Raw genomic sequence first — 12,508 nt, 5'->3', positions numbered from 1 at the left:
TCTCTGCTCACAGGCTGACGCTACGCGCCGGCGTAATGGCACCGTAGTCATTCACACTCTGCCAGGAGAGCGTGCCGCTCGCTGCGGCAGGCAGCACCTGCTGCGCCGAGCTTTTCGGAGCAACCATCAGGTTCTCCAGCGTCTGACCGCCGAGCTTCAGATTGACCAGCGTGACGTAATACGGCGAGGCATTGCTCACCTTAAGATGGTTGCCGACGCGCTCAAAACGCAGCTGTGAGAGCGCCTCTTCCGGCGGCATCGCCAGGTTAGCCGGGCGAACAAACAGCTTGATGCGTGACAGAATGGCCAGTTGCAGGACGTTGTTGCCGTCCTGATGTTTTTTGCTGACGGAGGGAATCGCTTTGACGTTCATGTAAAAGAGTGATTCGCGATCGGCAGGCAGCGCCGGGCCTGCGTAGATAATGCGCAGGGTGTTTTCGCTGGCCGGCTCGCTGACAAACAGCGGCGGCGTGACGGCAAAGGTTTTTTCCTTTTGCCCGTTGGCATTTTCTATCCACGCGTTAATTAAATAGCGCTCTTGTTTATTGCTGTTGGTGATCGCCAGCGACGTTTGTTTTGCATCGGCCGGATAAATAACGCGCGTCGCGCCCAGCGCAATTCCGCCGGATGCATTCGCGCTGGCAGAAACCATCATCAAAATAAAAGTTAAAAACAGTCCAGGTTTAATCAGGGTGTTCATCACAACCGTACCTTTAATAATTAGTTCGCAGGCGTCAGGGATAAATCAACGTAAACCAGACATTCGACTGAATAGTGCCTGGTACAAGGTGTTCGGAAATAGCCCGGTAGCGGGCGCTGAAATGAAATACCAGCTCGCGGGTGTTAATGGGTAACCAGCTCACTGCCGTCGCGTTCGGGATGATCTGACGTTGCTGTTCGTCAAAAAGCGCCAGTCCGACACCACTGCTGACCGCATTTTCCCCCGGCCGCGATGTCGCCAGGAAAACCTGCGGGTCTTCTGCCGGTGTCACTCCCTGGAACTGGATCCCCACGGTGCGGGAGACGTCCACGCTGCAATCCAGCAGACGTACGGTGAAAGGCACATTAACCGTGGAAAAGCTGCCGACGCCGGAAAAGGCGTTTGTGCGGTATTGCCCCATATCCACGCGCATATTCTGGCTGTCCGGGGCCACGGCGCAGCCGCCGTTAACCAGCTCTCCCCTGAGGTGTACTTTGCCGCCGTCTATGACAACGGTATGTGCGTTTACTGCTGAGGCAATCGCAAGGGCACACAGCAGTATCCCAGTCCTTGTCATCCTTCGCTCCCGGTATAGGCGATCAAAAGACCTCTTCCCTGAGGCCAGCCACATCCCTGTACTCAGGCATTACTCGTATTTCATTACGAATGTTGCGTCCGCGTTTGCCTGGCCTGGCGCGGTGGTCGCCGCCGTGGCTTTATAGCGCGCGGTGAAGTTCAGGGTGTTAGTCCCTTCAATCAGGTTCTGGGCCGCAGAGAAGGTTGCACCGTCCGGGGTCAGCGTGGAGGATTTGCTGTCGAGGATCTCAATGCCTACGCCCTTCGCGGAGTTGTCGTTGTTACCGGAGCTTACCGCCAGCAGCGTTTTGTCGGTGGCGTCGATTTGGCCGGTAAACGCGACAGCAGCGGTTTTCGCTACCGCAGGATCGCAGTCGTTCAGTTCGATGGTGAAGGGAATATTGGAGGTGGTGTCACCCACTTTAGTGAATTTCGCGGTACGGTACTGGCCGAGATTAACCGTCTGCTCTGAAGAGTCAGTATTCACTGAACACGCGGCATTCACTAATTCACCTTTAAAATGCACCGTACCACCGTTTACAGATACAGGTGCTACTGGATCTTCTGCGTGAGCGGCACCCGCGACCAGGGCCAGAGTTGCAATAACAGTAGAAGCAATGTTGCTGAGTTTCATGTCTATTCCTTTAAAATGTAAATAACCCTTCCCGCGCATATTCGGGAATAAGAAATACGTTCAATTAAAAAATTGAAGGCTTATTTCGGAGAGGACAAAGTAGCTCAGGAATCTATTTTGTAATATGTCAAAACGCTGCCATTTTGCCAGGTCACATCCTAATCGCCCCTAAGAAATTGACCATGCACTGAGAAGGGATTTTGCGGGCCATCGATGAAATCTCGTAAAGGGTGACTGACAGCGGCGCTCGCTTCTGACAAAATACAGGTAATCCCCCCTTTCTAACGTTACAGACGGAATCTTCTCTCTGATGGCAGCAAAGATTATTGACGGTAAAACGATTGCGCAGCAGGTGCGCTCTGAGGTTGCGGAAAAAGTGAAGGCGCGTAAAGCTGCCGGAAAACGCGCCCCAGGGCTGGCCGTTGTGCTGGTTGGCAGCAACCCGGCTTCGCAAATTTATGTCGGCAGCAAACGCAAAGCGTGTGAAGAGGTGGGGTTCGTCTCCCGCTCTTACGATCTGCCGGAAACCACCAGCGAAGCGGAACTGCTGGAACTGATTGACACCCTGAATGCCGATAAAGAGATCGACGGCATTCTGGTTCAGCTGCCGCTGCCTGCGGGCATCGACAACGTGAGGGTGCTGGAGCGTATCGCGCCGGACAAAGACGTTGACGGTTTCCATCCGTATAACGTGGGCCGCCTGTGCCAGCGCGCGCCGCGCCTGCGTCCGTGCACCCCGCGCGGCATCGTGACGCTGCTGGAGCGTTATAACATCGACACCTATGGCCTGAACGCTGTGGTGATTGGCGCCTCCAACATCGTGGGCCGCCCGATGAGCATGGAGCTGCTGCTGGCGGGGTGCACCACCACCGTCACCCACCGCTTCACCAAAAACCTGCGTCATCACGTCGAAAACGCCGATCTGCTGATCGTTGCGGTCGGCAAGCCGGGCTTTATTCCGGGCGAGTGGATCAAAGAGGGCGCAATCGTCGTGGACGTGGGTATTAACCGTCTGGAAAACGGCAAAGTGGTTGGCGACGTGGTGTATGAAGATGCCGCAGCCCGAGCCTCCTATATTACTCCGGTCCCGGGCGGCGTAGGCCCGATGACGGTAGCAACACTGATTCAGAATACCTTGCAGGCGTGCGAGGAGTATCACGACGTAGAGGACGCGTAATCATGGCAACTTTTTCTTTAGGTAAACATCCGCACGTTGAGCTGTGCGATCTGCTGAAGCTGGAAGGCTGGAGCGAAAGCGGTGCGCAGGCGAAAATCGTCATCGCCGACGGGCAGGTAAAAGTAGACGGCACGGTGGAAACCCGCAAGCGCTGCAAAATTGTCGCGGGCCAGACCGTGAGCTTTGCAGGTCAGAGCGTGACCGTGACGGCCTGAGCTGTCTGATGCCCGGTGGCGCTGCGCTTACCGGGCCTACGTACTGTCTCCGTTTGTAGGCCGGGTAAGGCGAAGCCGCCACCCGGCAATTTCTCTCACAATCCCCTCACACCCATCACGGTTAATTATCGATCAACTTCAAATAATCACTATTCCCTCTGGCGAAACGTGAAAATTATGTTGCGCGATTTTCAGACTTTCCCCACGATAAGTAGAACGTTCTACTAAAACGTTCTACTTACAATAACTGCGCGAAAAAAGCGCTACTCCGGGGGAAATCAGCATGAGTCTGATATCAGGGTTTGTTAAATCGCTGTCTAAGTTATCGATGATTGGTCGCGCCTTAATGCTGCCAATTTCACTGCTTCCCGCTGCGGGCCTGCTGCTGGCCTTCGGCGATAAGTTCCACCTGCCGCTGATGATGAACGCCGGCGGGGTTATCTTTGATAACCTGCCGATGCTGTTCGCCATCGGCTCTGCCGTCGGTCTGGCTTCGGAATCCGGCATTGCGGCACTCTCTGCGGCGGTCTCGGTGTTTGTCACCAACATCACCATCAGCACCGTGCTGAGCATTACGCCGGAAATGGCCTCCCAGGGCGGGAAATACGCCATGGTCGTCGGCATTCCGACGTTGCAGATGGGCGTCTTTGGCGGCCTGATCTGCGGTATTCTCGCGGCCTGGTGCTACAACCGCTTCCACACCATGCAGCTGCCGGAATTCCTCGGCTTCTTCTCCGGGAAGCGTTTTGTGGCGATTGCGACGGCATTTCTGTCGTTCCTGCTCGGCCTGCTGCTGCCGTACGTCTGGCAGCATATTCAGTCCGGCATCGACGCCCTGTCCGTGGTGGTGAACGGCGATAACCAGGCGGCCTCGACCTTTATCTTCGGGCTGGTGGAGCGCGCGCTGATCCCGCTCGGCCTGCACCACATCTGGTATCCCTCCTTCTGGTATTCGTTCGGGGATTACACTACCCAGGCGGGTCAGGTGATCCACGGCGACCAGACCATCTGGTTCAAGATGCTGGAAGAGGGAGTGAAATCCTTCAGCAGCGACACCTACCAGAACGCCGGGAAATTCATGCAGGGCGAGTTCCCGCTGATGCTGTTCGCGCTGCCTGCGGCGTGCCTTGCGATGTACCATGAAGCGCACACGAAGAATAAGAAAATCGCGGCCGGTATTCTCTTCTCCGCCGCCCTCACCTGCTTCCTGACGGGCATCACCGAGCCGGTAGAGTTCACCTTTATCTTCGTGGCGCCAATCCTTTACGTCTTCAACGCCATCTTGGCGGGCCTGGCGTACATGACCATGTACCTGCTGCATGCGCACATCGCCAAGTCGTTCTCGGCAGGCTTTATCGACTACCTGTCGTTCGGGATCCTGCCGTCGTTTAACGGCTATCAGACCAACTTCCTGAGCGCCATTATCATCGGTATCCCAATGGCCTTGATTTACTATTTCACCTTCCGCTTCGTGATCCGCCGTTTCGACGTGAAAACGCCGGGCCGCACCGAAGTGACCGCCAGCGCGAATGACAAGTCCGATTCCGAACTTGCAACCGAAATCATCGGCCTGCTGGGCGGTGCGCAGAACATTGATTCTGTCGGCTCCTGCATCACGCGTTTGCGTCTGGAAGTGGCGAAGAGCGAAGCGGTGGACCGGGACGGGCTGAACGGGCTGGGCGCGCGCGGCGTGGTGTTTGTTGGCGACAACGGGATACAGGTGATTTTCGGGGCCAGAGCACAGTTTATCGCCCAGACCATGTCCACGATGATTGGCAAATAATAAGATGCCTGAAGGAGGCGTCTCCTGTACGCTGGGGTACGCCTCTTATCTGGCTGATAATCGGTAAATTTCAGGGAGCGGTTTTGAAGAAAGTCAGCATTATTGATGTTGCAAAGCATGCGGGCGTGTCGGTTTCTACCGTGTCGCTGGTGCTGCGCCAGAAAGGGAAAATCTCAGAGGCGACGATCGGGAAGGTCAATGCCGCCATCACAACGCTGGGCTATGTTCATAACGTCGCCGCTGCCAACCTTCGCGCCAACACCTCCAACTTAATCGGCCTGATCCTGCGGGACTTCAGCGACAGCTTTTCCATCAAAGTGATGGCGAGCATCGTTCAGGAGCTGGAGAAACAGGGTTATATGGTTTTTCTCGGTCAGCCGCTGAACGACGACGAACATCTTGAGCGTACCCTGCTCTCATTTAAGCAGCAGGGCGTGGCGGGCGTCATCTATCTGGCGTCGGACACCCGCGCCGCCTCTCTCCCGGAACACATTCGCCAATGCCCGCTGCCGCTTGTGGCGGTTTCGCAGTCGTTGCTGGAAGAGAAATGCAACCTGGTGATGCGCGATAACCGCCAGGCGGCGAACCTGGCCGCGCGTTATCTTATCGAGCGCGGGCACCGCACCATCGCCTACATTGGCGGGCGCGACGGGTGCCGTATTCGCGAGCAGCGCCTGCTCGGTTTTCGCAGCGCGATGACGCAGAACGGCCTGGTCTGGCGTGAAGAATATTCACCCGCCTGCACCGATGACACGCAGGCGGCGGCCATGGCGACTCGCCAGCTGCTGGAGAAGAACAACACGATTACCGCCCTGCTCTGCCATTCGCCGGACGCGATGATCGGTTCGATCTCCGGCATTCACCAGGTGGGGCGCACGGTGGGCAAAGACGTGTTTTTAACCCAGCAGGTGGCGCTGATTGGTTTTGAAGATATGCTCCACGTTAATCTCACGTCGCCGTCACTGACTTACGTTTCGTCTGCCAGTGAAGAGACCGGCCGCCAGGCGGCAGGGCTGATGATCCGCAGGCTGAAGGAGCCGGATTTGCAAACGCAGCGTATTACCCTCTCCGGCCAGCTTATCGCGCGGGAATCGGCGTAAATTCAGAATTTAGCATGGGTCTTTTAGCGCGAGATGACTGCTATATTTCCATGATTTGCCATGGATAAATGCAATGCCTACCGTTATCACCCACGCTGCCGTACCTCTGTGTCTGGGCTTAGGGCTCGGAACCAAAGTCATCCCACCCCGCCTGCTGTTTGCCGGGATCGTCCTCGCCATGCTGCCTGACGCTGACGTACTGGCGTTTAAATTCGGTGTCGCCTACGGGAATATTTTCGGCCACCGCGGTTTCACTCATTCGCTGCTGTTTGCCTTTGTAGTGCCCATACTTTGCGTGCTGGCTGGGCGTCGATGGTTCCGGGCCAGCCTGTCGCGCTGCTGGCTGTTTTTAACCGTGTCGCTGCTGTCGCACAGCCTGCTGGATTCGATTACCACCGGCGGGAAAGGCGTCGGCTGGCTGTGGCCCTGGTCAGATGAGCGCTTCTTTGCGCCGTGGCAGGTGATTAAGGTCGCGCCGTTTGCACTGTCGCGCTATACCACGCCGTACGGGCATCAGGTGATTATCTCGGAACTGCTGTGGGTGTGGCTGCCGGGAACCGTGCTGATGGGAGTATTATGGTGGAAGAAGAGAAGGTAAAAAAAAACCGGGTGGCGGCTGCGCCTTACCCGGCCTACTTTCACCTGTAGGCCCGGTAAGCGTAAGCGCCACCGGGCATTACGGACTTACTTACGACGCCAGGTGGTGCCCTGCGGGCCATCTTCCAGAATAATACCCATCTCGGTCAGACGGTTACGCGCCGCATCCGCCGCCGCCCAGTCTTTCGCCTGACGCGCTTCCAGACGCGCTTTAATCAGTGCTTCAATTTCCGCTACTTCACCATCGTCCGCCTGCGCGCCGCTTTGCAGGAACACGTCCGGCTCCTGCTCCAGCAGGCCGAGCACGGAAGAGAGCTTACGCAGATGAGACGCCAGCGCATTCGCCGCTGCCATATCTTCTGACTTCAGGCGATTCACCTCACGCGCCATGTCGAACAGCACGGAGTAGGCTTCCGGCGTGTTGAAGTCGTCGTTCATGACCTCAACGAAGCGGGCTTCGAACGCCTCGCCGCCAGCGGCCGGAACAGACCTGTCGGTGCCGCGCAGTGCGGTATACAGACGCTCCAGCGCAGCGCGCGCCTGCTTCAGGTTCTCTTCGCTGTAGTTCAGCTGGCTGCGATAGTGGCCGGACATCAGGAAGTAGCGCACGGTTTCCGCGTCGTAATACTTCAGCACGTCGCGCACGGTGAAGAAGTTACCCAGCGATTTCGACATCTTCTCGCGGTCAACCATCACCATCCCGGAGTGCATCCAGTAGTTCACGTACTCGCCGCCGTGAGCACAGGTGGACTGCGCGATTTCGTTTTCGTGGTGCGGGAACATCAGATCCGAACCGCCGCCGTGAATGTCGAAATGGTTGCCCAGCTGTTTGCAGTTCATCGCGGAACATTCAATGTGCCAGCCCGGGCGCCCTTCGCCCCACGGGGATGGCCAGCTCGGTTCGCCCGCTTTGGACATCTTCCACAGCACGAAGTCCATCGGATTACGCTTCACGTCAACCACGTCCACGCGTGCACCGGCCTGGAGCTGGTCCAGACCCTGGCGGGAAAGCGCACCGTAGGTTGGGTCCGTCGGCACCGAGAACATCACGTCGCCGTTGTCCGCCACATAGGCGTGACCGCGCTCGATCAGCTTTTGGGTGATCTCAATGATTTCATGAATATGGTGGGTCGCACGCGGCTCGCTATCCGGGCGCAGAATATTCAAGGCATCAAAATCCTTGTGCATTTCGGCGATCATGCGATCCACCAGCGCGACAAAGCTTTCGCCATTTTCATTAGCACGTTTAATGATTTTGTCGTCGATGTCGGTGATGTTGCGCACATACTTCAGGTTATAGCCCAGGAAGCGCAGGTAGCGGGACACCACATCGAACGCGACAAAGGTACGGCCATGGCCGATATGACAGAGATCGTAAACCGTAATACCACACACGTACATGCCGACTTCCCCGGCATGGATAGGTTTAAATTCCTCTTTTTGGCGCGTCATTGTATTAAAGATTTTTAACATCGAAGATTCCATGTAAACACGTGTGTGGATTGTTTGTTCCTTATAATACCCATAATTCGGAGCACGGTCAGCACACAATGCAAGGTGATCGTGTCCTGTGGTTATGCTATAACAAGCCCCTATATGTGACCCGAGCACGGGTCGACGCACCACAATAACGGAACAGGATGCAAAAATGGTTACTTTCCACACTAATCATGGCGATATCGTAATCAAAACCTTTGATGACAAAGCGCCTGAAACAGTTAAAAACTTCCTGGACTACTGCCGCGAAGGTTTCTACAACAACACTATTTTCCACCGTGTGATCAACGGCTTTATGATCCAGGGCGGCGGTTTCGAGCCTGGCATGCGCCAGAAAGAGACGAAAGAAGCGATCAAAAACGAAGCGAACAACGGCCTGAAAAACACCCGCGGTACGCTGGCAATGGCCCGTACTCAGGCCCCGCACTCTGCTACCGCACAGTTCTTCATTAACGTGGCGGACAACGACTTCCTGAACTTCTCTGGCGAAAGCCTGCAAGGCTGGGGCTACTGCGTATTCGCAGAAGTGGTTGAAGGCATGGACGTGGTCGACAAGATCAAAGCCGTTTCTACTGGCCGCAGCGGTATGCACCAGGACGTTCCTAAAGAAGACGTTGTGATCACAAGCGTGACCGTCAGCGAGTAATTCGTGGCGACACTCTTTATTGCGGATCTGCATCTGCAAACAGAAGAACCGGCGATAACCGCCGGTTTTCTGCGTTTTTTACGCGGTGAAGCGAAAAGCGCCGATGCGCTGTACATTCTGGGTGACCTGTTTGAGGCCTGGATAGGCGACGACGATCCGAACCCGCTGCACCGTGAGATGGCAGCGGCCATTAAAGCGCTGGTGGATTCCGGCGTCCCCTGCTATTTCATTCACGGCAACCGTGATTTCCTGATCGGCCAGCGCTACGCCCGCGAGAGCGGCATGACGCTGCTGCCGGAAGAGCAGGTGCTTGACCTCTATGGCCGCAATATTCTGATCATGCACGGCGACACGCTCTGCACTGACGATACCGGCTACCTGGCGTTTCGCGCCAAAGTTCATACCCCGTGGATCCAGAAAGTGTTCCTCGCCCTGCCGCTGTTTATTCGCAACCGCATCGCCGCCAGAATGCGCGCGGGCAGCAAGGCCGCCAATAGCAGCAAATCGATGACCATCATGGACGTCAACCCGCAGGCGGTAGTGAAGGTGATGGAGAAGCATCGCGTTCAGTGGCTGATCCACGGCCATACCCATCGTCCCGATGTGCATTCCCTTATCGCCAACGGCGAGCCCGCCCATCGCGTGGTTTTAGGCGCCTGGCACAGTGAAGGATCGATGGTCAAAGTCACGCCGGAAGGTGTGGAACTGATCGCCTTCCCGTTTTAACCCTCCTCGTTTTTTCGCTCATTTCCCGACCACGCAACCGTTTTCCTTGCCGGTATTACATGCTATTCTCTGTGCCCTCGAAAGCAGTGTGTTCCGCACCACAGGAGTTTTAAGACGCATGTCTTCCCGCAATAATCCGGCGCGTGTCGCCATCGTGATGGGGTCCAAAAGCGACTGGGCTACCATGCAGTTCGCCGCCGAAATCTTTGAAATCCTGAATGTTCCGCACCACGTTGAAGTGGTTTCCGCGCACCGTACGCCGGATAAACTGTTCAGCTTCGCCGAAAGCGCCGAAGAGAACGGTTACGAGGTGATCATTGCCGGTGCGGGCGGCGCAGCACATCTGCCGGGCATGATTGCCGCCAAAACCCTGGTGCCGGTACTGGGCGTGCCGGTACAGAGCGCCGCGTTAAGCGGGGTTGATAGCCTGTACTCTATCGTCCAGATGCCGCGCGGTATCCCTGTCGGTACGCTGGCGATTGGTAAGGCGGGTGCCGCAAATGCCGCCCTGCTGGCCGCGCAGATCCTCGCGACGCATGATAATGACTTACATCAACGCCTGGCGGAGTGGCGTAAAGCCCAGACCGACGAGGTGCTGGATAACCCGGATCCGCGGGGTGCAGCATGAAGCAGGTTTGCGTTATTGGTAATGGTCAGCTTGGCCGGATGCTACGTCAGGCCGGTGAGCCGCTGGGTATTGCCGTCTGGCCCGTCGGGCTGGACGCCGAGCCGGAAGCCGTGCCGTTCCATCAGAGCGTGATCACCGCCGAAATTGAACGCTGGCCGGAAACCGCCCTGACCCGCGAGCTGGCGCGCCATAACGCCTTTGTGAACCGCGACGTCTTCCCGATCATCGCCGACCGTCTCACGCAAAAGCAGCTGTTCGACAAGCTCGGCCTTGCGACCGCGCCGTGGCAGCTGTTGTCCGACAAAAGCGAGTGGAATGACGTCTTCGCCATGCTGGGCGATCTGGCGATCGTGAAGCGTCGTGTCGGCGGCTACGACGGTCGCGGGCAGTGGCGCCTGCGCGCGAACGACGCCGCCGAGCTGCCGGACGACTGCTACGGCGAGTGCATCGTTGAGCAGGGCATAAACTTCAGCGGTGAAGTGTCGCTGGTGGGCGCGCGCGGGCATGACGGGCACACCGTTTTTTACCCGCTAACGCATAACCTGCATCAGGACGGGATTCTGCGCACCAGCGTCGCCTTCCCGCAGGCCAATGCTGACCAGCAGGCGCAGGCGGAAGAGATGCTCTCTGCCATCATGCATGAGCTGGGCTATGTGGGCGTAATGGCGATGGAGTGTTTCGTCACGCCATCGGGTCTGCTGATCAACGAACTTGCGCCGCGCGTGCACAACAGCGGCCACTGGACGCAAAACGGTGCCTCCATCAGCCAGTTCGAGCTGCACCTGCGCGCCATCACTGACCTGCCGCTGCCGCAGCCGGTGGTGACCAGCCCGTCGGTGATGATCAACCTGATCGGCACCGATCTGAACTACGACTGGCTGAAGCTGCCGCTGGTGCACCTGCACTGGTACGACAAAGCGGTGCGCCCGGGTCGTAAGGTCGGCCACCTGAACCTGAACGATACCGACACGGACCGCCTGAGCGCCACGCTGGAAGCGATTGTTCCCCTGCTGCCGCCAGAATACGCGAGCGGGATTGTCTGGGCGCAGTCAAAACTGAAGTAAGTAACCCCCGCCGGGGAGTTGACCTTCCCCTTCCCCGGCGTACAATTCCCGCCCATTGCTGCTTAGCTTTCTTCTGGAACCACCATGAACGATGGAACGGACTATCGCGCGATCCTCGCGTCCGATACCCCTTTAATCGACGTTCGCGCGCCGATCGAATTTGTCCAGGGTGCGATGCCCGCCGCACTCAACCTGCCCTTAATGAACGACGACGAGCGTGCCGCCGTCGGCACCTGCTATAAACGCCAGGGTCCGGACGCCGCACTGACGCTCGGCCATAGCCTGGTCAACGGCGAGACGCGAGAGGCGCGCATCAACGCCTGGCGCGAAGCCAGCCTGGCCCATCCTGAGGGCTACCTTTGCTGCGCGCGCGGTGGCCAGCGCTCACATATCTCCCAGGCCTGGCTTAAAGAGGCGGGAATCGATTATCCGCTGATCCGCGGCGGCTATAAGGCCCTGCGCCAGACGGCAATTCAGGTGACGATTGAGCAGTCACAAAAACCGATGGTGCTTATCGGTGGCTGTACCGGAAACGGCAAAACGCTGCTGGTGAAGCAGCATGCGCAGGGCATCGATCTGGAAGGGCTGGCGCACCATCGCGGCTCGTCATTTGGCCGTACGCTCACCCCGCAACTTTCTCAGGCGAGCTTCGAGAATCACCTTGCCGTCGAGCTGCTAAAAAAAGATGCCGCGCGCTGGGTGCTGGAGGATGAGGGCCGGATGATTGGCTCTAACCACCTGCCGGAGTGCCTGCGCGACCGCATGGCGGAAGCGCCTGTCGTGGTGGTCGAAGATCCGTTTGAGATCCGTCTTGAGCGGCTGCGCGAAGAGTATTTCGACCACATGTGGGCCGACTTTTCTGCCGCCTACGGTGAAGAAGCGGGCTGGAAAGCCTACAGCGAATACCTGCATCACGGCCTGTTCGCCATCCGCCGTCGTCTGGGGCTGCAACGATTCGCGGAATTTACCGCGCTATTAGATTCCGCGCTGCTGGAACAACAGCGCTCTGGAAGCACTGACGAGCACTTCAGCTGGCTTGTGCCGCTGCTGAAGGACTATTACGACCCGATGTACGGCTATCAGCTGGAGAAGAAAGCGGAGAAGATTGTTTTTCGCGGGACGTACGAAGAAATTGCCGAGTGGCTTGATCGCTGAAAAAAGCCGG

At 57.4% G+C, this 12,508-nt stretch carries 14 protein-coding genes; 10 read left to right on the top strand and 4 right to left on the bottom strand.

The annotated features are described in order from the left end of the window. Nucleotides 1-7: 7 nt before the first annotated feature. From fimC to fimA, 3 genes are all read right to left on the bottom strand, one after another. Entirely contained in the window at nucleotides 8-700 is a 693-nt protein-coding gene (gene fimC, locus ACQG03_RS05860) for a type 1 fimbria chaperone FimC (RefSeq protein ID WP_022647307.1), read from the bottom strand. Between the two features lie 34 nt (nucleotides 701-734). Further along, entirely contained in the window at nucleotides 735-1,277 is a 543-nt protein-coding gene (gene fimI / locus ACQG03_RS05855; RefSeq protein ID WP_023305613.1) for a type 1 fimbrial protein subunit FimI, read from the bottom strand. A 69-nt stretch (nucleotides 1,278-1,346) separates the two neighbouring features. Further along, nucleotides 1,347-1,910 carry a type 1 fimbrial major subunit FimA gene (gene fimA / locus ACQG03_RS05850; protein WP_022647305.1) on the bottom strand — a complete coding sequence of 188 codons (564 nt, stop codon included), beginning with the start codon at nucleotides 1,908-1,910 and terminating at the stop codon, nucleotides 1,347-1,349. Nucleotides 1,911-2,220: 310 nt separating this feature from the next. On the opposite strand from fimA, the gene folD reads away from it, so the two are divergent. The 5 genes from folD (at nucleotide 2,221) to ACQG03_RS05825 (ending at nucleotide 6,783) form a co-directional block, all read left to right on the top strand. Further along, nucleotides 2,221-3,087 carry a bifunctional methylenetetrahydrofolate dehydrogenase/methenyltetrahydrofolate cyclohydrolase FolD gene (folD, locus tag ACQG03_RS05845; RefSeq protein WP_063163444.1) on the top strand — a complete coding sequence of 289 codons (867 nt, stop codon included), beginning with the start codon at nucleotides 2,221-2,223 and terminating at the stop codon, nucleotides 3,085-3,087. A 2-nt stretch (nucleotides 3,088-3,089) separates the two neighbouring features. Then, on the top strand, nucleotides 3,090-3,302 hold the full coding sequence (gene ybcJ, locus ACQG03_RS05840) for a ribosome-associated protein YbcJ (RefSeq protein ID WP_022647303.1): 213 nt from the start codon (nucleotides 3,090-3,092) through the stop codon (nucleotides 3,300-3,302). Between the two features lie 283 nt (nucleotides 3,303-3,585). Then, the gene (locus ACQG03_RS05835) at nucleotides 3,586-5,085 is read left to right on the top strand and encodes a PTS transporter subunit EIIC (RefSeq protein WP_063163445.1); all 1,500 of its coding nucleotides are present in this window, start codon (nucleotides 3,586-3,588) and stop codon (nucleotides 5,083-5,085) included. Between the two features lie 83 nt (nucleotides 5,086-5,168). Then, nucleotides 5,169-6,185, top strand: coding sequence for a Mal regulon transcriptional regulator MalI (gene malI, locus ACQG03_RS05830; RefSeq protein ID WP_023299483.1), 1,017 nt, complete (start codon nucleotides 5,169-5,171; stop codon nucleotides 6,183-6,185). A 73-nt stretch (nucleotides 6,186-6,258) separates the two neighbouring features. Then, nucleotides 6,259-6,783 (top strand): metal-dependent hydrolase, encoded by a 525-nt coding sequence (locus ACQG03_RS05825; protein ID WP_063163446.1) that lies wholly within the window; start codon nucleotides 6,259-6,261, stop codon nucleotides 6,781-6,783. A gap of 86 nt (nucleotides 6,784-6,869) precedes the next feature. Here the strand turns inward: ACQG03_RS05825 and cysS are convergent, their stop codons facing one another. Beyond that, on the bottom strand, nucleotides 6,870-8,255 hold the full coding sequence (gene cysS / locus ACQG03_RS05820; protein ID WP_063163447.1) for a cysteine--tRNA ligase: 1,386 nt from the start codon (nucleotides 8,253-8,255) through the stop codon (nucleotides 6,870-6,872). Between the two features lie 175 nt (nucleotides 8,256-8,430). Here cysS and ppiB point away from each other — a divergent pair, with 175 nt between their 5' ends. From ppiB to mnmH, 5 genes are all read left to right on the top strand, one after another. Further along, the gene (gene ppiB, locus ACQG03_RS05815) at nucleotides 8,431-8,925 is read left to right on the top strand and encodes a peptidylprolyl isomerase B (protein ID WP_000256009.1); all 495 of its coding nucleotides are present in this window, start codon (nucleotides 8,431-8,433) and stop codon (nucleotides 8,923-8,925) included. A gap of 3 nt (nucleotides 8,926-8,928) precedes the next feature. Continuing rightward, a complete protein-coding gene (lpxH, locus tag ACQG03_RS05810) occupies nucleotides 8,929-9,651 on the top strand; it encodes a UDP-2,3-diacylglucosamine diphosphatase (protein WP_038415557.1) in 723 nt (240 codons plus the stop codon). 118 nt (nucleotides 9,652-9,769) lie between these two features. Next, nucleotides 9,770-10,279, top strand: coding sequence for a 5-(carboxyamino)imidazole ribonucleotide mutase (gene purE, locus ACQG03_RS05805; RefSeq protein ID WP_023299481.1), 510 nt, complete (start codon nucleotides 9,770-9,772; stop codon nucleotides 10,277-10,279). Continuing rightward, nucleotides 10,276-11,343 carry a 5-(carboxyamino)imidazole ribonucleotide synthase gene (gene purK, locus ACQG03_RS05800; protein WP_063163448.1) on the top strand — a complete coding sequence of 356 codons (1,068 nt, stop codon included), beginning with the start codon at nucleotides 10,276-10,278 and terminating at the stop codon, nucleotides 11,341-11,343. The genes purE and purK overlap by 4 nt, the downstream gene beginning before the upstream one ends. An 84-nt stretch (nucleotides 11,344-11,427) precedes the next feature. After that, nucleotides 11,428-12,498, top strand: coding sequence for a tRNA 2-selenouridine(34) synthase MnmH (gene mnmH, locus ACQG03_RS05795; protein WP_023299479.1), 1,071 nt, complete (start codon nucleotides 11,428-11,430; stop codon nucleotides 12,496-12,498). Nucleotides 12,499-12,508 lie beyond the last annotated feature (10 nt).

This window comes from Enterobacter cloacae complex sp. 342H5, assembly GCF_050030905.1.
In the GTDB taxonomy this organism is placed as follows: domain Bacteria; phylum Pseudomonadota; class Gammaproteobacteria; order Enterobacterales; family Enterobacteriaceae; genus Enterobacter; species Enterobacter intestinihominis.
The sequence above is the reverse complement of the archived record's forward strand: the minus strand, read 5'-3'. Positions and strand labels throughout refer to the sequence as shown.

What these genes read in the sequence shown, in the direction of transcription:
- mnmH (WP_023299479.1), top strand. Translation starts at nt 11,428, where the DNA reads ATGAACGATGGAACGGACTATCGCGCGATCCTCGCGTCCGATACCCCT.
- fimI (WP_023305613.1), bottom strand. Translation starts at nt 1,277, where the DNA reads ATGACAAGGACTGGGATACTGCTGTGTGCCCTTGCGATTGCCTCAGCA.
- fimA (WP_022647305.1), bottom strand. Translation starts at nt 1,910, where the DNA reads ATGAAACTCAGCAACATTGCTTCTACTGTTATTGCAACTCTGGCCCTG.
- purK (WP_063163448.1), top strand. Translation starts at nt 10,276, where the DNA reads ATGAAGCAGGTTTGCGTTATTGGTAATGGTCAGCTTGGCCGGATGCTA.
- ACQG03_RS05835 (WP_063163445.1), top strand. Translation starts at nt 3,586, where the DNA reads ATGAGTCTGATATCAGGGTTTGTTAAATCGCTGTCTAAGTTATCGATG.
- ppiB (WP_000256009.1), top strand. Translation starts at nt 8,431, where the DNA reads ATGGTTACTTTCCACACTAATCATGGCGATATCGTAATCAAAACCTTT.
- ybcJ (WP_022647303.1), top strand. Translation starts at nt 3,090, where the DNA reads ATGGCAACTTTTTCTTTAGGTAAACATCCGCACGTTGAGCTGTGCGAT.
- cysS (WP_063163447.1), bottom strand. Translation starts at nt 8,255, where the DNA reads ATGTTAAAAATCTTTAATACAATGACGCGCCAAAAAGAGGAATTTAAA.
- fimC (WP_022647307.1), bottom strand. Translation starts at nt 700, where the DNA reads ATGAACACCCTGATTAAACCTGGACTGTTTTTAACTTTTATTTTGATG.
- purE (WP_023299481.1), top strand. Translation starts at nt 9,770, where the DNA reads ATGTCTTCCCGCAATAATCCGGCGCGTGTCGCCATCGTGATGGGGTCC.
- ACQG03_RS05825 (WP_063163446.1), top strand. Translation starts at nt 6,259, where the DNA reads ATGCCTACCGTTATCACCCACGCTGCCGTACCTCTGTGTCTGGGCTTA.
- folD (WP_063163444.1), top strand. Translation starts at nt 2,221, where the DNA reads ATGGCAGCAAAGATTATTGACGGTAAAACGATTGCGCAGCAGGTGCGC.